Source organism: Pseudovibrio ascidiaceicola (assembly GCF_900114245.1).
GTDB lineage: Bacteria > Pseudomonadota > Alphaproteobacteria > Rhizobiales > Stappiaceae > Pseudovibrio > Pseudovibrio ascidiaceicola.
In genome coordinates this window covers 40,309-62,584 of sequence record NZ_FOSK01000010.1, presented here as the reverse complement: position 1 = coordinate 62,584, position 22,276 = coordinate 40,309, and the positions used below count along the sequence as shown (strand labels likewise).

The 22,276-nt window shown below is 51.7% G+C and carries 21 protein-coding genes; 7 read left to right on the top strand and 14 right to left on the bottom strand.

Annotation, left to right across the window (positions count from 1 at the left end; all coding sequences use genetic code 11):
* Positions 1 to 60: 60 nt before the first annotated feature.
* Positions 61 to 915 carry a class I SAM-dependent DNA methyltransferase gene (locus tag BM231_RS18415; protein ID WP_093521645.1) on the bottom strand — a complete coding sequence of 285 codons (855 nt, stop codon included), beginning with the start codon at positions 913 to 915 and terminating at the stop codon, positions 61 to 63.
* Positions 916 to 1,139: 224 nt separating this feature from the next.
* The gene (gene arfB / locus BM231_RS18410) at positions 1,140 to 1,574 is read right to left on the bottom strand and encodes an alternative ribosome rescue aminoacyl-tRNA hydrolase ArfB (RefSeq protein ID WP_063296973.1); all 435 of its coding nucleotides are present in this window, start codon (positions 1,572 to 1,574) and stop codon (positions 1,140 to 1,142) included.
* Positions 1,575 to 1,885: 311 nt separating this feature from the next.
* Here arfB and aptA point away from each other — a divergent pair, with 311 nt between their 5' ends.
* Positions 1,886 to 3,247 (top strand): omega-aminotransferase AptA, encoded by a 1,362-nt coding sequence (aptA, locus tag BM231_RS18405; protein WP_093521643.1) that lies wholly within the window; start codon positions 1,886 to 1,888, stop codon positions 3,245 to 3,247.
* Positions 3,248 to 3,379: 132 nt separating this feature from the next.
* Here aptA and BM231_RS18400 read toward each other — a convergent pair whose 3' ends face one another.
* Positions 3,380 to 3,775: a hypothetical protein gene (locus BM231_RS18400; protein WP_093521641.1), complete on the bottom strand. Its 396-nt coding sequence runs from the start codon at positions 3,773 to 3,775 to the stop codon at positions 3,380 to 3,382.
* A gap of 280 nt (positions 3,776 to 4,055) precedes the next feature.
* On the opposite strand from BM231_RS18400, the gene mazG reads away from it, so the two are divergent.
* Positions 4,056 to 4,889 (top strand): nucleoside triphosphate pyrophosphohydrolase, encoded by an 834-nt coding sequence (gene mazG / locus BM231_RS18395; RefSeq protein ID WP_093521639.1) that lies wholly within the window; start codon positions 4,056 to 4,058, stop codon positions 4,887 to 4,889.
* 50 nt (positions 4,890 to 4,939) lie between these two features.
* On the opposite strand, the gene BM231_RS18390 is transcribed toward mazG, so the two are convergent.
* The 10 genes from BM231_RS18390 to dusB form a co-directional block, all read right to left on the bottom strand.
* Complete coding sequence (locus BM231_RS18390; RefSeq protein WP_093521637.1) at positions 4,940 to 5,557, bottom strand: YdcF family protein; 618 nt, start codon at positions 5,555 to 5,557, stop codon at positions 4,940 to 4,942.
* A 196-nt stretch (positions 5,558 to 5,753) separates the two neighbouring features.
* Positions 5,754 to 7,229 carry a GTPase HflX gene (hflX, locus tag BM231_RS18385; protein WP_093521635.1) on the bottom strand — a complete coding sequence of 492 codons (1,476 nt, stop codon included), beginning with the start codon at positions 7,227 to 7,229 and terminating at the stop codon, positions 5,754 to 5,756.
* Entirely contained in the window at positions 7,229 to 7,486 is a 258-nt protein-coding gene (hfq, locus tag BM231_RS18380) for an RNA chaperone Hfq (protein WP_008546823.1), read from the bottom strand. Before hfq ends, hflX begins: the two co-directional genes overlap by 1 nt.
* 164 nt (positions 7,487 to 7,650) lie before the next feature.
* On the bottom strand, positions 7,651 to 8,529 hold the full coding sequence (locus BM231_RS18375) for a D-amino-acid transaminase (protein ID WP_093521633.1): 879 nt from the start codon (positions 8,527 to 8,529) through the stop codon (positions 7,651 to 7,653).
* Positions 8,530 to 8,855: 326 nt separating this feature from the next.
* The gene (gene trkA / locus BM231_RS18370) at positions 8,856 to 10,232 is read right to left on the bottom strand and encodes a Trk system potassium transporter TrkA (protein ID WP_057466224.1); all 1,377 of its coding nucleotides are present in this window, start codon (positions 10,230 to 10,232) and stop codon (positions 8,856 to 8,858) included.
* A 35-nt stretch (positions 10,233 to 10,267) separates the two neighbouring features.
* Positions 10,268 to 11,635: a nitrogen assimilation response regulator NtrX gene (gene ntrX, locus BM231_RS18365; RefSeq protein ID WP_093521631.1), complete on the bottom strand. Its 1,368-nt coding sequence runs from the start codon at positions 11,633 to 11,635 to the stop codon at positions 10,268 to 10,270.
* An 18-nt stretch (positions 11,636 to 11,653) separates the two neighbouring features.
* Positions 11,654 to 13,891 carry a sensor histidine kinase NtrY-like gene (locus BM231_RS18360; RefSeq protein ID WP_093521629.1) on the bottom strand — a complete coding sequence of 746 codons (2,238 nt, stop codon included), beginning with the start codon at positions 13,889 to 13,891 and terminating at the stop codon, positions 11,654 to 11,656.
* A gap of 241 nt (positions 13,892 to 14,132) precedes the next feature.
* The gene (gene ntrC, locus BM231_RS18355) at positions 14,133 to 15,572 is read right to left on the bottom strand and encodes a nitrogen regulation protein NR(I) (protein WP_093521627.1); all 1,440 of its coding nucleotides are present in this window, start codon (positions 15,570 to 15,572) and stop codon (positions 14,133 to 14,135) included.
* Between the two features lie 4 nt (positions 15,573 to 15,576).
* Complete coding sequence (locus tag BM231_RS18350) at positions 15,577 to 16,725, bottom strand: two-component system sensor histidine kinase NtrB (RefSeq protein WP_208860487.1); 1,149 nt, start codon at positions 16,723 to 16,725, stop codon at positions 15,577 to 15,579.
* A complete protein-coding gene (gene dusB, locus BM231_RS18345; protein ID WP_093521625.1) occupies positions 16,725 to 17,720 on the bottom strand; it encodes a tRNA dihydrouridine synthase DusB in 996 nt (331 codons plus the stop codon). Before dusB ends, BM231_RS18350 begins: the two co-directional genes overlap by 1 nt.
* A 229-nt stretch (positions 17,721 to 17,949) precedes the next feature.
* On the opposite strand from dusB, the gene BM231_RS18340 reads away from it, so the two are divergent.
* The 5 genes from BM231_RS18340 to BM231_RS18320 all read left to right on the top strand — a co-directional run bounded on the left by BM231_RS18340 (position 17,950) and on the right by BM231_RS18320 (position 21,636).
* Positions 17,950 to 19,164, top strand: coding sequence for a bifunctional 2-C-methyl-D-erythritol 4-phosphate cytidylyltransferase/2-C-methyl-D-erythritol 2,4-cyclodiphosphate synthase (locus BM231_RS18340; protein ID WP_167550315.1), 1,215 nt, complete (start codon positions 17,950 to 17,952; stop codon positions 19,162 to 19,164).
* Positions 19,165 to 19,193: 29 nt separating this feature from the next.
* Entirely contained in the window at positions 19,194 to 19,694 is a 501-nt protein-coding gene (locus BM231_RS18335; RefSeq protein ID WP_063311271.1) for a CinA family protein, read from the top strand.
* 152 nt (positions 19,695 to 19,846) lie between these two features.
* Positions 19,847 to 20,323 (top strand): hypothetical protein, encoded by a 477-nt coding sequence (locus BM231_RS18330; protein WP_063311320.1) that lies wholly within the window; start codon positions 19,847 to 19,849, stop codon positions 20,321 to 20,323.
* 427 nt (positions 20,324 to 20,750) lie between these two features.
* Positions 20,751 to 21,224 carry a hypothetical protein gene (locus BM231_RS18325; protein WP_139226367.1) on the top strand — a complete coding sequence of 158 codons (474 nt, stop codon included), beginning with the start codon at positions 20,751 to 20,753 and terminating at the stop codon, positions 21,222 to 21,224.
* Between the two features lie 187 nt (positions 21,225 to 21,411).
* Positions 21,412 to 21,636 (top strand): NUDIX hydrolase, encoded by a 225-nt coding sequence (locus tag BM231_RS18320; protein ID WP_208860486.1) that lies wholly within the window; start codon positions 21,412 to 21,414, stop codon positions 21,634 to 21,636.
* 93 nt (positions 21,637 to 21,729) lie between these two features.
* Here the strand turns inward: BM231_RS18320 and BM231_RS18315 are convergent, their stop codons facing one another.
* Entirely contained in the window at positions 21,730 to 22,182 is a 453-nt protein-coding gene (locus tag BM231_RS18315; protein WP_082597188.1) for a type II toxin-antitoxin system RatA family toxin, read from the bottom strand.
* Positions 22,183 to 22,276 lie beyond the last annotated feature (94 nt).

The window sequence follows — 22,276 nt, the reverse complement described above, 5'->3', positions numbered from 1 at the left end:
GACCAGCGTAGCTGAGCGGCTTTATCGGGCAAACTCAGAAATCTCAAGCGCTCGCTGAGTTCACTTGCCGTTATACTGCGCAACAACAACAAGCCCCAGAACGGGGTTTCCATCCTCATAGCGCGGCGTGATTTCATCAAGTTCAATCAGCGTAAACCCATTGTCCGCCAGCACTTTGCGTAGATACTCAGCTGAATGGGCAAACCTTCCGCGATTGCTCATCACATATGGTTTTTCTGAAAAAACCTCATCTGTGGCTGTTTCTGTTGTGAAGATTACCTTGCCATTAAGCTCTAAATTCTTCGCAAGGCCAGCAACAGCTTCCTCCAGTGCCCCAAGATAAATAAACGTATCGCCTGAGATGATTAAGTCCCAGTGGTCTTCCCAGTCGTTCTGCAGGAACTCAGTTAAGTCATTCAGGTAAAGATCATCATAAAGCTCTTTCTGATCAGCCTTATCAAGCATACCTTCAGAGAGGTCCACTCCAGTCTTATGCAGCGCAAGATCGCCGATTGCCTCAGCACATAATCCAGTACCGCAACCCAAATCCAAAAGGCGCTTAAATCTGCCCTCTGTGAACTTGCTAACCATTTCCTGAATAATCTGAGGAACCGCATAGTTGAGCTGTTTAGTCAGGTGCTGATCAAAGTTGTCTGCATAATTGTCAAAAGTCTTACTCACGCACTGCTCAGGCACTGTTTCGGGTGTGTAATTCTCATCATTTGATCCAGATGCCAACTGCTCTTGCTCGATAGCACTTAAATCCTGCTCTACATTTTTTAAAGCAAGCTGCTCGGCTTCTTCGGTCTTGCCTGCCTCTTTAAGATCCTGCACTTGGCAGTCGATCAAGAACTTTTTGAGCGCAGCATGTATTGGATTGTCTTCATCGTCTGAATTGAAGTTAATATTCATCATCGTGACATGCCTCCACCTAAAGCAAACAAGTTGTTTTGCTTAAAAGTTCTAAATCAAAAAGCATGATGAAGACTTACAGTGCTTGATAAATATCGCTTTGTATTTTTGTCAGGCAGTTTGGAGGCGCAGTTATCTTGATTGAATCCTATAAGAAATGACAGGTACAGCTTCGCGCTCCTAGGCCCTTGAATGTTTGGCCTTATTGAAAGAGCAAACTCTCCAAATCAGTCATAGTTCTTGGAGCTTCGCAGCTTCTTGATGTTGCCGCGCTGTTTCTTACCTTCCATCCGCCGGCGCTTAGAAGCGAGTGTTGGCCGCGTTGCCTTGCGCGTCTTGGGCACATAAGCCGCCTTGCGAATAAGTTCCAGCAATCGCTCCAACGCATCTTCCCTGTTGCGCTCTTGCGTCCGGAAGCGATCAGCCGTCAAGACGACCTCTCCCTTCAGTGTCAAACGTGAGCCTGCAATCTTGCGCAAACGACTCTTTAAGTCGTCAGGGAGAGTCGCATTTCCATCCAGATTGAATCGCAATTGCACGGCAGAAGACACTTTATTCACGTTTTGACCGCCCGGCCCGGACGCTCTAATGAAGTCTTCTTTGATGTCGCGTTCCTCAATTGAGTAGCGCTCGTTCACCTTTATTTTTTTACGCTCACTCATCTGACCCGCCCGTAACACCACGCATGCATAGCATTGATTGAAATAGGAAATTTTACTCTTTGGTCAAAAAACAACCCTTAAAGCAACACTGCACGCTATAATACCAGCCCTTCATATTTGCAAAGTTTTACGCAACAAAACCGCGCTCCACCGCAGGTATAGGCGAACGTATAATGCACGTATATGTTTGATATCGCTTGATTTAGTCAGGTCTTCTACCTAGTCTCAAATCCATATCCTACCAGAGGGTTAAATAATTACGGCGCTCAGCCGAACAAACAATATTCGTCTCAAGCGTTACTGGAGGGGAAATGACAGAGGCTAATATATTGGCGCGGGACGAGATCCAAGAGATCACCGGCCTGACCACAAACAACCTTGATGCCTACTGGATGCCATTTACGGCAAACCGGCAGTTCAAGAAAGATCCACGCCTTCTCGTGAAGGCCAAGGACATGCATTACACCGCCGCCGATGGCCGCCAGATTCTCGACGGCACAGCGGGCTTGTGGTGTTGTAATGCTGGCCATGGACGCCAAAAGATCGTCGAAGCTGTGCAGAAGCAGGTCGCCGAGCTGGATTATGCACCAGCCTTCCAGATGGCACACCCCAAGTCCTTCGAGCTCGCTGCCCGTCTTGCAGCGCTCATGCCGGACCCGTTGAACCACGTGTTCTACACCAACTCCGGCTCCGAGAGTGTTGAAACTGCCCTCAAGATGGCACTGGCCTACCACAAGGCCAAGGGAGAAGGCTCACGAACCCGCCTGATCGGGCGCGAGCGCGGCTATCACGGCGTCAACTTTGGCGGCATCTCCGTCGGTGGCATGGTGGCCAACCGCAAGCAGTTTGGCGCGATGCTCGCTGGTGTAGACCATATGCGTCACACCCACGGCATCGCGGGCAATGAGTTCAGTAAAGGTGTGCCGAAAAACGGCATTGAGTACGCTGAAGATCTCATGCGTCTCATCCAGCTCCACGACCCATCCACCATCGCAGCTGTGATTGTGGAACCAGTCGCTGGCTCTGCTGGCGTGATCCTTCCACCAGAAGGCTATCTGAAGCGTCTGCGCGACATCTGTGACGAACATGGCATCCTGTTGATCTTCGACGAAGTCATCACTGGCTTTGGTCGTCTGGGCACTCCGTTCGGTGTCGATTACTTCGATGTCATCCCAGACCTCGTCACCACGGCTAAAGGCCTCACCAGCGGCGTTGTGCCAATGGGGGCAGTGTTTGCTAGCTCCAAGGTCTATGATGCATTCATGACGGGCCCAGAGCATCTGATCGAACTGTTCCACGGATACACCTACTCAGCTCATCCACTCGCCTGTGCAGCTGCTCTGGCAACGCTGGATGTCTACGCTGAAGAGGAGCTGCTTACACGCGGCGCCAAGATGGCACAGTACTGGCAGGACGCACTTCACTCCCTGCGTGATTGTCCGAATGTGATCGACATCCGTAACATCGGCCTGATTGGCGCGATCGAGCTGGAGCCGATTGCAGGTGAGCCGACCAAGCGCGCCTTCACAGCCTTCCTGAAAGCTTATGAGAAGAACATTCTCATCCGCACCACAGGCGATACAATCGCAATGTCCCCACCACTCGTTATCTCTGAAAGTGAGATCGATGTATTGGTTGGCACGCTGCGCGATGTGCTCAAAAGTCTGGACTAACAGTTCAAAACACAAATCAGAAAGGGCGCCATCAGCGCCCTTTTTTATTGCAAAAACAAACCATTAAAAAAGAAACATGAATCATTGCATGATGCACTTCACTCATAACTGCACGCAGAGTGAGCGTCAGCCTTAAGCAGATCTGCGAAGCAGCTTAGAGCTCCCCGCCAACAAAGCCGTCACCAGAAGCGCAATCGTCACCGGCAACCCGAGTTGACGCTCCACGTCTGAAGATGTGGCAGCATTCCCAACCACGCTGAGCGTGCAAATAACAATCACAAGCCAATAGCTCCACGTCGGCCATCTGAATGCAACCACTTCACCGCGCTTCAAGACAGAACAAGCCATGAAGACAGCAATAAAGGCCTGAAGCAGAGAGAATGCCCTCATAGGCAACGGAAGACTACCTTCAACGAAACCTCCCATCGTCAAAGCCCCCCAAGGCATCCCCAAAACCAGAGCCATATGAAAGAGCACCAAATAGACCGCGATGCAGGAAAACAACACGGCTGAAACCTTCGCAATCATCTCAGATCACCCATCCAAATATAGAAAAAATCCGCCATCCTTCGTAGATCCCTGAAGCATAGTAAAGCAAAAAGCCCCCAAAAGGCAACGTAACCACTCAACACTAAAATCATAATTATCAATATGTTACATACACTTATTGAAGTTAATAATCATTAACCTTAACCAGCACCTCAACCCAGAAAAATACAAGTGAGAACAGTCACGCAAAACCCCTCGCCATCCTCTCGCCACCCTGATAATGTGCCGCCAATTTCAGGCATTACTCATCAGGACTCCCATGCTACCTTCCCGCGACATTTCCCGCCTCATCGAAATCATGAAAGCCCTCAGAACTCCTGAGACCGGCTGCCCGTGGGATCTGGAGCAGAACTTCAAGACTATCTCTCCCTACACAATTGAGGAGGCCTATGAGGTTGCCGATGCAATTGAACGCGAGGATCTGAGCGACCTGAAAGAGGAGCTTGGAGACCTGCTCCTTCAAGTCATCTACCACTCCCGCATGGCCGAAGAAGAAGACGCCTTCGCCTTTGGCGACGTGGTTGAAGCCATCACCAAGAAGATGATCCGCCGTCACCCGCACGTATTCGGAGATGATGAGCAAAAAGCTGCCGGCTTTCCAAAAGGCACGTGGGACCGCATCAAGGAAGAAGAAAAGCAGGAGCGCAAACAGCAACGCGCTGAGATGGGCCTCATTGATCAGATGCCACGCTTTCTGGATGAAGTTCCATCCGCATTTCCAGCTCTGACAGAAGCCGAAAAACTCCAACACCGTGCCTCAAAAGTCGGATTTGACTGGGGCGCAGCAGAGCCCGTCCTCGACAAGATCAAAGAGGAAGTGGAGGAGCTCACCGTTGAAGTCACAGCAAGCACGCCAGACCGCAGAAAAATTGAGGATGAACTCGGCGATGTCCTGTTCGCAATCGCCAACCTCGCCCGTCATCTGGAAATCCAGCCAGAAGCCGCCCTCAAACGCACAAACGCCAAATTCCGCCGCCGCTTCGCCCACATAGAAGACGCAGCAACAGCCGAACAACGCCCACTAAAAGACCTCTCCCTCGACGAGATGGAAGCCCACTGGCAAGCAGCCAAGAAGTTTGATCCGGCAAGCTGAAGAATATCATCGGGCGAGCAGACACCATGTTCGCCTGAAACTCAGTCCATTCACTCAATCAAAGGGCATGTCTCAGAGTTCAGCTCGCACAGGTATCCAGCCTTAAGATACGGCTGTATCTTGTCCCACTCCTCCAAAACCTCAGCTGCAAACTCTGGATGAGCAGGCCAGCCTGTCACGTCCACCGGGTACTTATTTGCAGGCGCAATCATCTTGATCACCTCTGGCCAATGCCGCTCCAACGTCATCAGATAGCGACGCGACGCACTCGCGCTACCAACGGCAATCACAGAACCAATGGCATCATAAAGCCCAAGCCCCTTCAAACGCTCAATTGAGAACTTCACATTTTCGCCCGTGTTGGTCGCACAGGTCTCCAAAATTATATGGCGCCTTGGCACACTGCCAGCAACAAGCGCCTCACACATCTCATGCGCCTCAAGCTGCCCTGACGCTGTGTACTCACCACCAGTAACCAAAACACGCCCAACAAGCCCATCACGCCATAGCCTCACCGTGACCTGAACCCGAGCCACAGCACTTCTGTGGGACCCAAACAGCAAACACAGATCAGCCTTTCGGATTTCAGTTCTGACAAGCAGGTAACGATTGATCTCGGCGATCAACTGAGGCGTAAGCTTTAAATGCGAATTGGCTGGACAAGTCATGACACAACCAGACTAACGGCCAAAACAACAACCAGCAACGCTGCACCGGGCGACACTCCTTCATTTCTTGCCCAAACAGGAAAGCTGGAAGACTGCACATAAAGCGAGTGAGTACGGCAAAGGTCCGCCCACCAACAAAAAAAGCCCCACTCATCCAAGCGGGGCTTTCCTGTATTCATCAGATCGGCGAAGCTAATCAGATCGGTGAGTAACCACCGTCGTCATCCTCATCACCGTCTTCTGAAGTCGGCTCCTCAGCCAGCTCCAGCCCGGTCACGAAGTACTTCGCGAAACGCTCACGCACGCGAGAGCGGTGAGCGTCTGGGACGCGGACAGACAAGCGGATGCCGTCCTCTGTATCGTCGCGCGAAAGGATCTCACAGTTCTGGTAGAGCCATGCATGGCCCTGCCCGTCACTATGTGGCAGAACCATCGTCACGGTATCCAGCTGCTCAGCCAGACGCGTCTCTATGCGAGCAATCAGATCGTCGATCCCGTCACCACTCAGCGCAGAAACCGCAACCGGCCCCTCATCAACCGAATTACTTTCCAGCAATTTGGCCCGATGTGCCTCGTCCAGCATGTCGATCTTGTTGTAGACCTCAATGACACGATCACTCTCAGACACTTTAAGACCAAGCATCTCAAGCGTTTCATTCACATCCTGAGACTGCGCCTTGGTGTCTTCATGAGCAATATCACGCACATGAAGCACAATATCAGCCTGAATAACCTCTTCCAGCGTCGCCCTGAAGGCAGCAACCAGATTGTGCGGCAACTCGGAAATGAAACCCACCGTGTCAGACAGAATGACCTCACGGCCATGCGGCAGCTTCAAACGGCGAAGCGTAGGATCAAGCGTCGCAAACAGCAGATCCTTGGCAAACACCTCCGCATTGGTCATGCGGTTGAACAGCGTAGACTTGCCAGCATTGGTGTAGCCAACAAAGGCAATAACCGGATGCGGCACTTTCTTACGTGCTTTACGGTGAAGCTTGCGGGTCCGTTGAACCTGCTCCAGGTGACCTTTCAGCAGCGTGATACGATCCTGAATAATACGCCTGTCGGCCTCAATCTGGGTCTCACCCGGACCACCAACAAAACCAAGACCGCCACGCTGACGCTCAAGGTGGGTCCAGGATCGCACCAGACGAGATTTCTGCCAACTCAGGTGAGCAAGCTCGACCTGCAGGCGACCTTCCTTGGTCTGAGCACGTTCACCAAAAATCTCCAGAATAAGACCCGTCCGGTCAATGACCTTGACGTTCCAGTCTCGCTCCAGATTTCTCTGCTGGATTGGGGTGAGCGGGTGATCAACAACAACCAGCTCAATATCTTCGACATCAATACGCAAGCGGATCTCTTCCACCTTGCCTGAGCCGAACAGACTTCCCGGTTTTACATTTGCCAATCGCACCAGACTTGAGGAGACAATCTCCAACTCGATTGCAGCTGCTAGACCAACAGCTTCTTCCAGTCTGGCTTGGGGGCTACGCTCGGCACCAAAGGGGCGCTCAGGAGCACCTTTCCCTCTCGCCAGAGCTCTGCTTTGAATGATCGGTACGATGACGAGTGACCGGGTTCCCCGGGTCACTTCGTCTTCGCCGGCCTCAACATTCGCATCGCGTTGCTTGCGGTTCAGACCGGCCTCTTTTTTAGATTGGGGCTTCATCAGCCTCCTGCTTTTTCGCCTTCTTCTTCAGCTGGTTCGAACAGCTGTATAGGGCTATTTGGCATGATTGTTGAAATAGCGTGTTTGTAAACGAGCTGGGAGTGCCCGTCACGACGCAATAATACGCAGAAATTATCGAACCAAGTAACTACACCTTGCAGTTTTACACCATTGATCAAAAAGATTGTCAGTGGCGTCTTCTGCTTCCTGACATGATTTAAAAATGTATCTTGAAGATTTTGAGCGCGGTCAGCCATAACTATTTTTTTCCTGTTCTCAGTGGACACGGCCGCGGCATCCACCATTTACTGTTCCCATCCTCGAAACGGCCAAGTGACACTCACAAACACAAGAGAGATGCCCCAACACTAATAAGGTGCGCCGTCTTTCCTAAGTTCCCTTCAGCAAACACCGGAGGCACTTAACCCCCGGCAACCGTCAGTTTAATCAACTCTGACGCTTCATGGAATGATTTTCTTAAGTCTTGAACGATTGGACCTGGCTTGCCATCACCTAAAATTGTTTCGTTTACTTTCACGACTGGCATGACAAGCCCCGATGCACTTGTTAAAAATGCCTCTTGTGCACTTTTTGCCTCTTCCAGAGAGAAACCGCGTTCTTCTACGGAAAATCCTTTCATTTCCGCCAGTTTTAGAACGCCCGCTCTGGTAATTCCTTTTAAGATTCCGTGAGTAGCAGGTCGCGTCACCAAAGTGCCGTTCTTTAGAATTATCCAAGCATTGGTTGAACCGCCTTCAGTTATAAGGCCTTTTTTATCCACAAACCATGCTTCGCGGGCACCAGACTCCTTAGCCTTTTGTTTAGCAAGGACATTAGGCAAAAGACCAACAGTCTTGATATCGACCCGATCCCAACGATTCTCTTCCACCGTAATAACGCCAACACCCTTGGCCGCAATTTGGTCCATTTTGTGTGACGGCACCGATTTTGCAGTCATCACCACAGATGGCGGCGTGTTAGCTGGCGGGAAATAATGATCACGTGAAGCCACGCCGCGCGTAACCTGCATGTAGATCAAACCGTTTTTCACCCGGTTGAGCGAAATCACTTCCTTCATCACCCGCATCAAGGCCCCTCGGGACATGGGGGAGGAAATTTGCAACTCACTCAGTGACCGATCCAGCCGGTCCAGATGCGCACTCATGTCAACGATCTGGCCTCTCCAGACCTCACAGACCTCATAAACGCCATCAGAGAACTGGTAGCCCCGGTCCTCCACATGCACGGCTGCATGAGAATGTGGCACATATTGTCCATTTACGTAGGCAACACGGCTCATCAGCCTCTCCTGTTCAGGATCATTCAACAGGTTATATCTAAGGGCATTTACTGAATACTATCAAGTGGCTAACAGCAGATAAAACTAGATTTTCCAAGCGGGATCACTGAGAAAACCTGAGTTTACGCTTTGGGAAGACAAAACCAACCCACCACCTGGTCGTTTAAGACCAGATATCTTTAAAATCACAGATTTAAGGGAGAGAGAAAAACAAAGGCTGCAGAGCCTTTATTGGACAGTCACGAACGCGTGCGCTGCAAACTTTGCAGTTTGATATTCCGGCACTTTCATATGCAAGCGCCGGAATTAATTGACATCAAAAAGCTCTAGAAGAACTCAAGTGACACGCGGAACATCTGTTCCACCTGACGCACTTTGTCCGCAATAGCAAAAATCACGACGCGGTCGTGCGCCTGAATGCGCTCGTCACCACACGGTGTCACCACTTTCCCATCACGCAAAATGCCGCCGATACGAATACCTTCCGCAAGCTCGACCTCACGCAGCGGACGCCCAACAAGCGGCGAAGTATCCAGCGCCTCGGCCTCAATCACTTCTGCAGCGCCATTTTGCAGCGCATGAACAGCCCGAATACGACCGCGGCGTACATGCTGCAAGATCTTGGAGATCGTCACCTGACGTGGGTTCACAAAGGCATCAATGCCCAAAGCATGCGCGAAGGCAGGATAGCTGGTGTTGTTCAACAGCGAGAGGTTCCGCTCACAGCCCATTTTCTTGGCCATCACGCAAGACAAGATATTGACCTCATCCTCGTTGGTCAGCGCAACCATCATATCGGAATCTTCAACATCCGCTTCCTGCAGCATCACCTGATCCAACGCACTACCGTGCAACACCACAGTTCTGCGCAGTTCATCAGCAATGCGAATAGCCCGATCGCGGGAATGTTCGATAATTTTTACTTTGGTTCTGCTTTGCTTTTCCTCAAGACGGCGAGCAACATAAGCACCAATGTTACCGCCACCAGCGATAAGAACACGTTTGGCTTCAGGCTCTTCGTGCCCAAAGATGCTCAATGTACGGCGCACCTGACCACGTTCACAACAAACGTAAACGAGATCCCCTTCCCGCATCATATCAGAGCTGTGCGGAACAAAGACCTTGCCTTCACGCGCGATACCAACAACCACAGCAGACAGATCCGGGAACAACTCCGTCAACTGGCGCAGCGGCGTATCCAGCACCGGACAATCACCACCACAGTCGATCCCGACAATGATCATGTTATCGTCGGCAAACCGCACGGTTTCCATAGCACCTGGCAACGACAAGCGCCGCAGGATCATTTCACCCACTTCGATTTCAGGAGAAATGATCACATCAATCGGCATGTTATCGCGCGAAAACAGGTTGCGATAATGAGATTGCAAATAGCTTTGCGCACGCACACGCGACACCTTGATAGGCACGTTAAACAAAGAGTGCGCCACCTGACACGCAACCATGTTGATCTCATCATACAAGGTCACGGCAATAATCATGTCAGCCTGATCAGCACCAGCCTGCGCCAGCACATCCGGATGCGCGCCATGGCCAATAAAGCCGCGCACATCCAGCGTATCACGAATGGCATGAACCAGCTGCGGGCTGGTATCAATCACAGAAACGTCGTTCTGCTCCGCCGCAAGCTTTTCGGCAATGCCGTACCCAACCTGCCCGGCGCCACAAATTACAACCTTCATAATTCAGTCCTTTGCTCCACCTCAAAGCTCACCAATCAGGTGAGACCAAGAGACTTGAGCTTTCGGTGCAATGCTGACCGTTCCATACCAATATATTCTGAGGTACGCGAGATATTACCGCCAAAACGCTTAACCTGTGCTTGCAAATATTCGCGTTCAAACTGTTCGCGCGCTTCACGAAGTGGCAAGGACATCAGCTCTTCGCCACCAGAAGACCCCGGCATACTCGGCACAGTAGATGCCACCTCAGCAGGCAGAAGGTCCGCAGTAATCACAGCATCTGAATCCGCTCTAGTCAGGATCATCAGGCGTTCAACATTGTTACGCAGCTGGCGCAGGTTACCCGGCCAATCATGCGTTTGCAGCACAGCCATCGCATCCTCACCAATCCGGCGCATTGGCAGACCAGTTGAGTTGGAAATCTGCTTCATGAAGAAATGTATCAACTGCGGAATATCCTCACGGCGCTCCTCAAGCGCAGGCACCCGCAGCGGCACAACAGCCAGACGGTGGTAAAGGTCTTCGCGGAACAAGCCTTCCGCAATCCGGTTTTCCAGATTGCAGGCACTGGAAGACAAAAGGCGCACATCCACCTTCACCTTGTTGTGCCCACCCAGACGGGTAAAGGTCTGATCTACCAGCACCCGCAGGATTTTATTCTGCGTTTCCAGCGGCATATCAGCAATCTCATCCAGATAGATGGTCCCGCCATGTGCCTCTTCAAAAGCGCCAACCTTACGCGGGGCGCTCTCGCTCTCTTCAATCCCGAAAAGCTCCTCCTCCATCCGCTCCGGCGTGATATTCGCCGCAGAAAGCACCACAAACGGAGACTTCGCCCGCGGAGACGCCTCGTGGATCGTTCGTGCCACCGTCTCCTTGCCAGAACCAGACGGCCCAGTGATCATCACACGGCTGTTGGTCAGGCAAATACGCTCAATCGTCATGCGTAGGTTATTGATGGAGGATGAACTGCCCACCAGATTGGAAACGTCTCCAGCCCGCTGCTTCAGTTCCTTGATCTCGCGCTTCATGGAAGAAGCTTCCAGCGCACGCTCGGTGATCAGAACCAGCTTATCAGCCTTAAACGGCTTCTCAATGTAATCGTAAGCGCCTTTTTTGATCGCAGAAACCGCTGTCTCCACGTTGCCGTGACCAGAAATGATCACAACAGGCAGATCAGGGTTTTCTTTCTTGATCACCTCAAGCACTTCAAGCCCGTCAAGCTTGCTGCCCATGAGCCAGATATCAAGAATAATCAGAGAAGGACGACGGTCCGCAATCGCAGCCAACGCTGCATCACTGTTACCAGCGGTGCGGGTATTATAGCCGTCATCCTCCAAAATTCCGGCGATCAGCTCACGAATATCTGCTTCATCATCAACAATCAGAATGTCACTTGCCACGGCTTATCACCACCATTCTTACGTTACATTTTCAGTGAAGGAAGGAACATCAAAACTGCGCAGCGTCAGCCGAACCATGGCACCATGTCCACCCTCAGCAACAGATGGCGCATCCAGCAGTTCAATTCCACCCCCATGATCTTCCATAATTTTCCGCACAATCGCGAGCCCAAGGCCGGTACCTTTTTCACGGGTCGTCATATACGGCTCCAAAAGCCGCGTGCGGTGCTCAGTTGGAAGGCCAATCCCGTTATCGATCACATCAATCGTGAGAACCGGACCTTCCCGATAAAGTTTCACCAGAACATTGCCCTGCTCCGGGATTTCTTCGCTCGTCAGATAAGCCTCAACAGCTTCCGACGCATTCTTGATCACATTACCAACAGCCTGCCCAACCAGACGACTGTCAAATGTTGCCCGTACAGCTTCATCCGGCACATCGGTTTCAAAATGAACCTGAGAATTGGCAACAGACACCATAAAGGTAGACTCGCGCACCACAGAGCGCAGATCGGCCTCTTCCATCTTTGGTTTTGGCATACGCGCAAACGAGGAGAACTCATCCACCATGCGGCCAATATCCCCCACCTGACGGATAATCGTGTCTACGCACTGGTCAAATACCTTACGGTCATCATCCTCAATACGCTTGCCATAGCGGCGGCGGATACGCTCTGCAGAGAGCTGGATCGGTGTCAGCGGGTTCTTGATCTCATGAGCAATACGGCGAGCAACATCCGCCCAGGCCGAGTTACGCTGGGCAGCCACAAGGTCCGTGATATCGTCCAGCGTCACCACAAAACCATGCTCAGAACGGGTCGCCTCTTCAGTCGTCACACGCACATTCACAGTCCGCTCACGCCCCTTGCGCATAATGGCAACCTGCGCCACCTGCGAGCCGCTGGAGCTTTCTTCAAGCGCTTTGGACACAACCTCTTGCACCTCTGGAATACTCTCGCAGATCGGCTTTTCCAGAAGCTCTTCTTCAGCCTGACTGAGCAGGTGTTTTGCAGAGCGGTTGACCATGGTCACATCGCCCTCATCATCAATCCCGATAACACCGGAAGACACGCCAGACAGCACCGCTTCACTGAAGCGGCGACGACGGTCAATCTGATCATTTGCAGCCAGTAGCGCATCCCGCTGCCCGCGCAACTGCCCCGTCATATTGTTAAAGGTCCGCCCAAGGCTCTCAAGGTCACCGCTCGCCTTCGCAGCTTCAACCTCAACATAATAGTTGCCTTTGGAAACCTGATCTGCTGCGCCAATAAGGTTACGGATCGGCAGCACAAGCTGATTGGCAAACCCGAAACCAACCCAGATGGAGGAAAGCAACAGCACAAGCGCAACGCCCACATAAACAAGCGCAAAGGCCAGCTGAACACCAAAGCGGCGCTGCTCCAGCTCCGCATATTCATTAACGCCAGCTTCCGCCAGACGCTGATATTCAACCACCCGAGGATCAAGCGCACGGGTCACATAAAGATAAAGATCATCAAAAGCAGAAAGCTTGATCACACCGCCCACAAGGTTAGAAACACCCGGCGCAATCAACACAGGAGCCCCGTCCTTCGCCTGGTTCATAGCCACTTGCGGCGGCAACAACGGCTCCACCTTCGGATCGCGCAACACACGCATCACAACGGTGCCGTCATTCTTTAAAACATATGCCCCCAGCAATCCGCGAACCCATGTCTGGGTCTCAAAAAAGCGGTCAAACCGAGTGGGATCGTAAAAATAAGAATTGCGGTTCAGATCCACATCACTGGCCATACCAATCAGCGTAGACCGCAGAGAATTTCCATGCTCCTGAACATAAGCGGCCGCAACCGACTGGGCATTGGTGATGATATTGCGCGTTCTTGTCTCAAACCAGCGATCAAGCCCCTGATCCAGCGTAATCGTAGCCACCACAGCAACAATAAACGCAGGCAGAGCCGCCACCAGCGAGAACATAGTCACAATGCGCACATGAAGCCGGGCCGCAGCACGCCCGCGCCGTCGCGCCTGCAACAGCTTCACAAGCTCAAAGATAATCAAGCCAATGAGCAGGAACACCAGTGCGCCATTAAATCCAAGCGCAATGTAAACAACCGTTTCAGAGGGAACGACAGGCGTCACGCCCATCAGCACCAGAAAGGACACCCCGATGGAACACAGCGCCAGCAACACCACGGAAAGGCCAAACATGCGAGACTTGCGGCCTTTCGCATCAAGTTTGCGGGTATGTTCTTCTGCTTTTGACTTGAAAATCATGAAACGCGAACCTGCGCACCTGTAATAACTTTATTAGTTTTGGAACCAGACTATTAGCACGAATTGTTGCCAAAATGCGACAATGGGTTTTATTAGTCACACTCTTGATGGGGAAAACTGGAGTGTCCGCATGTTAAAATAAGCGTGCAACGTGCAATCCATCGAGCCAGAGACCCCACCAAAACGCAAAATGGCGCAAGAGATCGCGCCATTTTGAAAGTTTCTGTTAGATAAAAATCGATTATCTGGAACTTCGGATCACCTGAACGTCCAGATCACGAATTTTCTTGCGCAGCGTGTTGCGGTTCACACCTAAAAGTTCAGCTGCTTTGATCTGGTTACCGCGCGTGGCTGCCAGCACGGCACTGATCAAAGGATACTCCACCTCACGCAGGATGCGGTGATAAAGGCCCGGAGGCGGCAAATCTTCACCAAACCCGCCAAAGTAATCCCCCAGATACCGCTCCACAGACCCACCAAGATCCTGAACCGACGGTGCATCCATGTCGTTCACGGCAGCGGAAGGCTGCGAGAGTTCCAGATCTATCAAACTGGCCGTAATGTCATCCTGCGGGTAAAGCGCAGCCAGACGGCGCACAAGGTTTTCCAGCTCACGCACGTTGCCTGGCCAGCGATAACGGCGCAGCTTATCAAGCGCTGCAACCTCAATCTGCTTTGCAGGCAAGCCTTCGCTCTCCGCTATGGAGAAGAAGTGACGTACAAGATCAGGAATATCCTCAGTCCGCTCCCGCAAAGGCGGAAGGCGGATCGGCACTACATTCAACCGGAAATACAAATCTTCACGGAACAGACCTTGATTGATCAGCTGGCGCAGATCTTTGTTGGTCGCCGCAATAATCCGCACATCTGTCTGGATCGGCGTCCGCCCACCCACTGATGTGTACTCACCCTGCTGCAAAACACGTAGCAAACGGGTTTGTGCTTCCATCGGCATATCACCGATTTCATCCAGCAACAGCGTACCGCCATCGGCCTGCTCAAACCGGCCAGAAGAACGCGCTTGAGCCCCGGTAAACGAGCCTTTTTCATGGCCAAACAGCTCAGATTCAATCAGATCTTTGGGGATCGCCGCCATGTTAACCGCAACAAACGGGCCATTCCGGCGCTTTCCGTAATCATGCAGCGCCCGCGCAACAACCTCTTTACCAGTCCCGCTCTCACCATTGATCATCACGGTCAGATCAGTCTGCATCAAACGAGCAAGCACGCGGTAGATTTCCTGCATGGCAGGAGAGCGGCCCACAAGTGGAATGTTGTCATTCCCCTCGCCGCTCATATCAAACTGCCGCCCCTTAGGTTCAGCAAGCGCTCGTCCGACAATGCCGGTCAGTTCTTTTAGATCAAACGGCTTGGGCAGATACTCATAGGCGCCTTGCTCAGAGGCCTTAATCGCGGTCATGAAGGTGTTTTGCGCACTCATGATGATCACAGGCAGCTCCGGACGCAGCTTGCGGATGCGCGGCAACACGTCAAACGCGTTCTCATCCGGCATCACCACATCGGAGATCACCAGATCCCCCTCGCCCGAGCTCACCCAGCGCCACAACGTGGTCGCGTTGGACGTCAACCGAACGGTATACCCCGCGCGGGACAGAGCCTGATTGAGAACGGTACGGATCGCAGAATCGTCGTCAGCAACAAGAATGGTTCCACTCGGCATACTCTTAGTCCTCAATTCCAGAATGTACGTCAGGCCCGGTAAAAGCAGGCATCAGAATACGGAAGGTCGTGCCCCGATTGCCACTCTCACACTCCACCACACCGCCATGATCACCTACGATCTTGGCAACCAGCGCCAGTCCAAGACCAGAGCCATTCGTCTTTGTCGTAATAAACGGATCAAACAGATGCGGCCGCAGATCTTCCGGCACCCCATAGCCGTTGTCGCGCACACAAAACTCAAGCGGTAGGCTCACACGCTCTTGAACGCCAGGCACAGACAAACGCACACCGGGACGGAAGGCCGTGGAGACAACAATCTCCGGCTCATTCACGCCGCTCAGCGCTTCGCTCGCGTTCTTGATCAGGTTGATAAAGATCTGCACCAGCTGGTCCCGATTGGCATAAACCGGGGGCAAGGAGGGGTCGTAATCTTCGACAATCTTCACCTTGGAGGCAAAGCCATTTTCTGCAACACGCTTCACATGATCAAGCACCACGTGAATGTTCACCGGCTCACGGTCAATCGGGCGCTCATCGGAAAACACCTCCATCCGGTCCACCAGCTTCACGATCCGGTCCGTCTCCTCCATGATGAGACGGGTCAGCGTGCGATCATCCTCACTGGCTGATTGTTCCAGCAGCTGAGCTGCACCGCGAATACCTGAGAGCGGATTTTTGATCTCATGGGCCAACATCGCTGCAAGGCCGGTCACTGTACGCGCTGCACCGCGGCTGGTCAGCTGCTTATCCAGCTTCTCCGCCATGGTGCGCTCCTGAAACAACAGCACAACACTGCCCGGAGCCTCACTTAAAGGAGACGCATGAATATCAACCAGTTTTTCCTGCCCAATGCGCGGCGTGCCAATGTCCACCTTATACTCATTGACCGCACCACCACGCTCACGAACCTGCGTAATCAAACCCAGCAGCGGACTACCAAACGGCACGAACCACGACACCTCACGGCGCTTCAGCATCGACAAACTAGCATGGAAAAAATCTTCCGCAGCACTGTTGGCGCCAGTGATTTTATCGTCGCCTCCAACCACCACAACTGGGTGCGGCAGGGAATCCAAAACGGCCTGTCCCGGCACACCTTCGCCCAAACCAGCATTAGCTTCCGTCAGAGTGTCTCCTCCCGTCTCCAACATCAGGCAGCACTCCTCATCGGTACTTGAACAAACCAGTCATAAAGGGTGTTTCGCACCAGGTCTGCATCCAGACTGGTCATAAGCCCTCGCATAAATCCTTGCGGCGCATCATCAAGCCGTCCCGCAGCTTCCAGATACCAGCCCATGTGCTTGCGGAAGGCTCGCACGCCGATCTCAAAGCCGTATTGCTCCAACATGGCGTCGTAGTGCTCCACAACAAGCGCGGCCAATTCTTCCCCATGCGGGTCAGCAAGCCGTTCACCAGTCTCCAGATAATGCGCGATCCGCCCCGGCACCCATGGGCGCCCATAAGCACCACGGCCAACCATCACCAGATCAGCTCCGGATTGCGCCAACATTTCATCTGCATCCTCAAACTTGCAGCAATCACCATTGGCCACCAACGGCACATCCGGAATAACATCCCGCACCTGCCGGATAGCCCGCCAGTCCGCTTTGCCCTTGTAAAACTGAGAGCGTGTGCGGCCATGTACGGTGATCATCTTCACGCCAGCATCTACCGCCCGCTTGGCAAGCTCTGGCGCGTTGATGGACGTTTCATCCCAGCCAAGGCGCATCTTCAACGTCACCGGAACAGACACAGCATCCAGCGTCGCCTCAACCAGCGTCATCGCATGGTCCAGATCTTTCATGAGAGCAGAACCGGAATAGCCAGAAGTCACCTTTTTCGCAGGACAGCCCATATTGATGTCGATCACATCCGCACCAGCTTTTTCAGCCATGCGCGCACCTTCTCCCATCCAATGAGGGTCTTTGCCTGCCAGCTGCACAATATGAGGATCAATGCCCTCACCTTCGGCCCGCATCAGCGATTCTGGGTGTCCGGTACACAGCGCTTCACTGGCCACCATTTCACTCACCACCAAACCCACACCATAGCGCAGGGCGATACGACGAAACGGCAAATCCGAAACGCCGGACATTGGCGCAAGAATAACTTTGTTTTTGAGAGGGATATTACCTATCGTAAGCATTACGCATATTTCTTGAAAGAGCCCAGTTGCACATTTGATAAGCAGCATATGAAGTTGCACATATTCTAACCAAACTAAAAATTTAGGCAAGGGAATATTAAAGAGAAGAGATTGAAGTGTTGAGCTTCGCTCTTAAATCGAGCAAAACCCTCACCAACACGGTTTCCACGCAGCTGCTCACGCCTCTTGGCATAAGGGAGCAGCTTCAACTCAATCAGGTGATCCAGTTTTGCAGTCCACTGAAAAAATTGCATGTATCATAGTTGCAGCCGGACGCGGTTCACGCATGTCGACGCAAAATAACAGCAGCCCAAAGCAATACCGGGACCTTGGCGGAAAGACTGTTCTGCAAAGAACACTGGAAGCAATTTTATCCGCCACACAGGTCGACCTTGTCCTCCCTGTCATCCACGCAGACGACGCTGAGGCCTATCAAGACGCCGCAAGCACGCTGACAGACAATCGCCTGATCAAACCTGTCACAGGCGGAGCTACACGACAGGCATCTGTAGCCTGCGGCCTCAAAGCACTGGAAGAGCACGCCCCGGACTACGTCCTGATCCATGACGCTGCCCGCCCCTTCATCACACCCACTGTGATTGAAGATGCCATCACAGCCCTGCAAAATGGCGCGCAAGCCGCGCTCCCAGCTGTGCCGGTGGCAGATACATTGAAGCGAGCGAACGCAGACCAGCAGGTTTTGGAAACCGTCGATCGCACCCATCTATGGGCAGCCCAAACACCGCAGGCCTTCCCTTATCCACTTATCTGGAAAGCTCATCAGCAAGCCATCAACCAAAATATCGACAGCTTCACCGATGATACGACCCTTATTGAATGGCAAGGCAAACCTGTCACCATCACGGCAGGCGACCCGCAAAACATCAAGCTCACCACACTCAAAGACATGACGAACGCACAGGAACAGATCGCCATGAAACAACTCGCAGACCTTGGCGACATTCGCGTTGGAACCGGCTACGACGTACACGCATTTGAAGACGGTGACGCCGTCATTCTCGGCGGCATTTCCATCCCGCACACCCAAAAACTCAAAGGCCATTCCGATGCTGACGTTGGCTTACACGCCTTGACGGATGCCATCTTCGGCGCCCTGGCAGACGGCGACATCGGCTCACACTTTCCGCCCTCTGATATGCAGTGGAAAGGTGCGGCGTCTGACCAGTTCCTAAAATACGCAATAGACCGGGTTCACAAGCGCGGCGGCATGGTCGCACACTTGGATTTAACGCTGATCTGTGAAGCTCCAAAAATCGGCCCGCACCGGGAAGAAATGCGCAAACAGATCGCGCAGATCTGCGACCTGCCCATTGGCCGTGTGGCTGTGAAAGCAACCACCTCCGAAAAGCTGGGTTTCACCGGTCGCCAAGAAGGCATTGCCGCGCAAGCCTGCGCAACCATCCGGCTTCCGTTCGAAGACTGAACGCCGCCAAAAATCAATGGGAGAGAACCATGACCGACATCCTCAGCCTTAAGGAAAGAGCACGCGTTCTCGTCTCCAGATACGCTGAAAAAAATATCAAAATCACCACAGCAGAAAGCTGCACTGGCGGCCTACTCGCAGGCCTGCTAACAGAAGTGCCCGGTTCTTCTGCTGTGCTTGATCGCGGCTTTGTCACTTATTCCAATGAAGCCAAGCACGAGATGATCGGCGTCCCGGTTGACCTGCTCATGAGCTATGGCGCGGTCAGCAGCGAAGTCGCCAAAGCCATGGCAAGCGGCGCCCTGTTTTGCTCCAGCGCCAACGTGGCCGTTTCCATCACTGGCATTGCTGGCCCGGACGGCGGCACCAAAGACAAACCCGTCGGACTTGTCCACTTTGGTTTTGCCGCTGACACCGAGGAAACCAAGCACGTGCAATGCCTCTTCGAGAACACCGGACGCGAGGGAATACGCTTCCAGGCACTGGTACAAGCATTAAAATTATTAGAAAATTTTATTGAAAACAGCTAATCGAAATTTACCTTCTCGTTAAAAGGGCACCAGGTAGGCACTACTACTTTAAGACATTCTAAGAAAACTTAGATAAAATCTGTTTTAAATTTACAACGGAATGTCACGGTATACCCATGAGAATTATTGCTAGTTTGTTTTTGGGCATGTGCTTGAGCACTTCAGCATTTGCGGCATCAGATGTATTCCTCATTTCAAGAGGGCTCGATGACGAGTTCATCGGCTCTCACGAAGTACAGAAAATGCCACGCGGCGGCTATAAGGAGCTGCGCCTGTGCGGCCAGTCCTATTGGGTACGCCCTTACTCCGTTGCCTGGACAAAGTGGGAAGAACAACTCGGCCACAAGATCCGCCTTGAAGTAAACCAGGGCTATGGCTGGGTGGTTCTGTGCACCAAACCAACAACACAGCTGAACCTCAAAGACGTTGGCATTTACGCTTCTCTTGAAAAGACCATGGAGCACGGTGACCCGGATAAGGAACTCACCAACCGTTTTCAGGCGATCAGACGCACCTTCGTTATGCGCAATGGCCTCACTCCAGAGCAAGCCGAAGCCGAAATCTCCAAAAACTACGAGAACAGAGGCTCCCGCCTGAGCCAGTTCCTGAACAATCGCGACAAGAATTAAGCGGCATTTCTGAGAAATCTCACGGTTCCAAGACAACGAGTGGGCTTAAATCATTACCCAAAGCCCGCTGTTCATACATGAAAGTATTGCATTTGAGCATGCTCAAATGCACACATGGCGACCTGCACAAACCATTAAGGTGAAGTCTCTCGGGCCCCACTGACGCAGCAAAAGACTTCTGACCGCAGAAGTTTATGATGATGCCAGCACCCTCAAAGGCGTCCGCAGACTCCTGAGGTCATCATTTCGATGGACCAAAAGCCAACCATGCATAAACTTTCTAATTTGGACCAATCAAGCGGCACAGGTCAGCAGGATACTAGCTTAAGCCTCCAACACCGCCCGCAATTCTAAAGGATTGTATTAGGCGCGCAATAATAATCAACTTGCACCTCTAAAGTTAAATTCAACCTTTGTGTGCCCTCGCTTGATCATAGAACTTAAAAAGCTGCTTCCTGTAACCATACCCCTCTCTTGGGAAACAACGTTTCGTGTGTTGGTCGCCTGTCCATTTGCTTTATTTATCAGCGGATGCACCTCCGCCCCCCAAAAGCATGCAGGATCATGTGATTATGAAAAGTTATTCGAAAATGCCATCAACCAATCAGGCTATAGTTTTTCCAGCAAAAACAAAGATCAGCTTAAAGTGATATTCGATCTGTTTTTTCATGAAATAGAAAAGAATAAATGCAAAAAGAGTAGTTCTTTTAATTATTGGGATGATCACGGGCTAACATTTTGGCAAAAATATAATGGCCTTAGAATTGGATATTTGCTTCGCTTAAAGTTACTTTCAAACAACGACATTTGCTTATCAGGCTTTAGGTTAACTAAAAGAACCGCTGCATCGTACCAAGTGTACTGCCAATACAAAGGATGGACTTGGTATAAGAAGGAGTAGGACAAATGAATGTGCAAAAGCATCGCATGATTTGAGGCGCACATATTATTAAACCAACCGCAGTAGTTCCTCTTGTTTCCGCTTCATCACACGTGGACATTGCTAGGGTTAACGCGTTTGGAAAAATTATGTGGCAAACCAACAGATTTTCCACCTGAGTCCTCACCGTTTCAAGCGCCCTCTGGTTATGGAAAACATTTATGAGCACGAAGGCCAGACAGGCCACGAGATCCTATTCATCGCAAATGTAACATTCCCGCCAGAGGCATTCACCACACAGGAAGCGATCACATTTCAGGAAGACAGCGGAACAGAAATCACCGCACGCTGGTTCGATCCCGAAGAGCTCACCCCAAACGGCGTTGACCTCTTCCCTGCAGGATTAAAGCAACACCTTAAGACCTTACGATAGCCCACACGAGAAAACGGATCACCCCAACAATTATGGAATATATTTAGATTATCCAGAAAAACGCAATTTTAGCCAGCATCAGATTTCAGATTTTTAGGTGCCGTAGATTTTATCGGCGCGGTCTTCAAAGGCGCTGGAGAATTTGCGGAAGGCGCGGTCGAACATAGCACCCATCATGGTGCCAAGTGTCCTGCTTTTGAACTCATAATTGATATAGAAGCTCACATCACATTCCTTTTCGGAAACCGGATCGAAGCTCCAGACATTTTCCAGATGGCGAAACGGGCCATCCAGATACTCAACCGTAATTTTACTCGCCTCACGATCAAGGGTTACGCGGCTGGCAAACGTCTCTTTAAAAACCTTGTAAGCCACAGTCATATCCGCCACCATCATTTCACGGTGATCATCAATCTTCCGGCGTCCGCGCACACGTAATGCTTGACATAAAGGCACAAACTGAGGGTACTGCTCCACATCTGCAACCAGATCAAACATATCATCAGCACTGTGCTGAACCCGGTGTGTGCTTTCAAAAGACGGCATATGCTCGCGTTCTTTTTCTTCTAGTTTTTCAAAAATTCTTCAGGATGCTCTAAGCGACCTTTTTCGATTTGCCAAGAAATTTTTCAGGTTTCCT

Bases quoted from the DNA above. Each gene is read 5' to 3' on its own strand.
- BM231_RS18415 (WP_093521645.1), bottom strand. From the start codon at position 915: ATGATGAATATTAACTTCAATTCAGACGATGAAGACAATCCAATACAT.
- arfB (WP_063296973.1), bottom strand. From the start codon at position 1,574: ATGAGTGAGCGTAAAAAAATAAAGGTGAACGAGCGCTACTCAATTGAG.
- aptA (WP_093521643.1), top strand. From the start codon at position 1,886: ATGACAGAGGCTAATATATTGGCGCGGGACGAGATCCAAGAGATCACC.
- BM231_RS18400 (WP_093521641.1), bottom strand. From the start codon at position 3,775: ATGATTGCGAAGGTTTCAGCCGTGTTGTTTTCCTGCATCGCGGTCTAT.
- mazG (WP_093521639.1), top strand. From the start codon at position 4,056: ATGCTACCTTCCCGCGACATTTCCCGCCTCATCGAAATCATGAAAGCC.
- BM231_RS18390 (WP_093521637.1), bottom strand. From the start codon at position 5,557: ATGACTTGTCCAGCCAATTCGCATTTAAAGCTTACGCCTCAGTTGATC.
- hflX (WP_093521635.1), bottom strand. From the start codon at position 7,229: ATGAAGCCCCAATCTAAAAAAGAGGCCGGTCTGAACCGCAAGCAACGC.
- hfq (WP_008546823.1), bottom strand. From the start codon at position 7,486: ATGGCTGACCGCGCTCAAAATCTTCAAGATACATTTTTAAATCATGTC.
- BM231_RS18375 (WP_093521633.1), bottom strand. From the start codon at position 8,529: ATGAGCCGTGTTGCCTACGTAAATGGACAATATGTGCCACATTCTCAT.
- trkA (WP_057466224.1), bottom strand. From the start codon at position 10,232: ATGAAGGTTGTAATTTGTGGCGCCGGGCAGGTTGGGTACGGCATTGCC.
- BM231_RS18360 (WP_093521629.1), bottom strand. From the start codon at position 13,891: ATGATTTTCAAGTCAAAAGCAGAAGAACATACCCGCAAACTTGATGCG.
- ntrC (WP_093521627.1), bottom strand. From the start codon at position 15,572: ATGCCGAGTGGAACCATTCTTGTTGCTGACGACGATTCTGCGATCCGT.
- BM231_RS18350 (WP_208860487.1), bottom strand. From the start codon at position 16,725: ATGTTGGAGACGGGAGGAGACACTCTGACGGAAGCTAATGCTGGTTTG.
- dusB (WP_093521625.1), bottom strand. From the start codon at position 17,720: ATGCTTACGATAGGTAATATCCCTCTCAAAAACAAAGTTATTCTTGCG.
- BM231_RS18335 (WP_063311271.1), top strand. From the start codon at position 19,194: ATGACCGACATCCTCAGCCTTAAGGAAAGAGCACGCGTTCTCGTCTCC.
- BM231_RS18320 (WP_208860486.1), top strand. From the start codon at position 21,412: ATGGAAAACATTTATGAGCACGAAGGCCAGACAGGCCACGAGATCCTA.
- BM231_RS18315 (WP_082597188.1), bottom strand. From the start codon at position 22,182: ATGCCGTCTTTTGAAAGCACACACCGGGTTCAGCACAGTGCTGATGAT.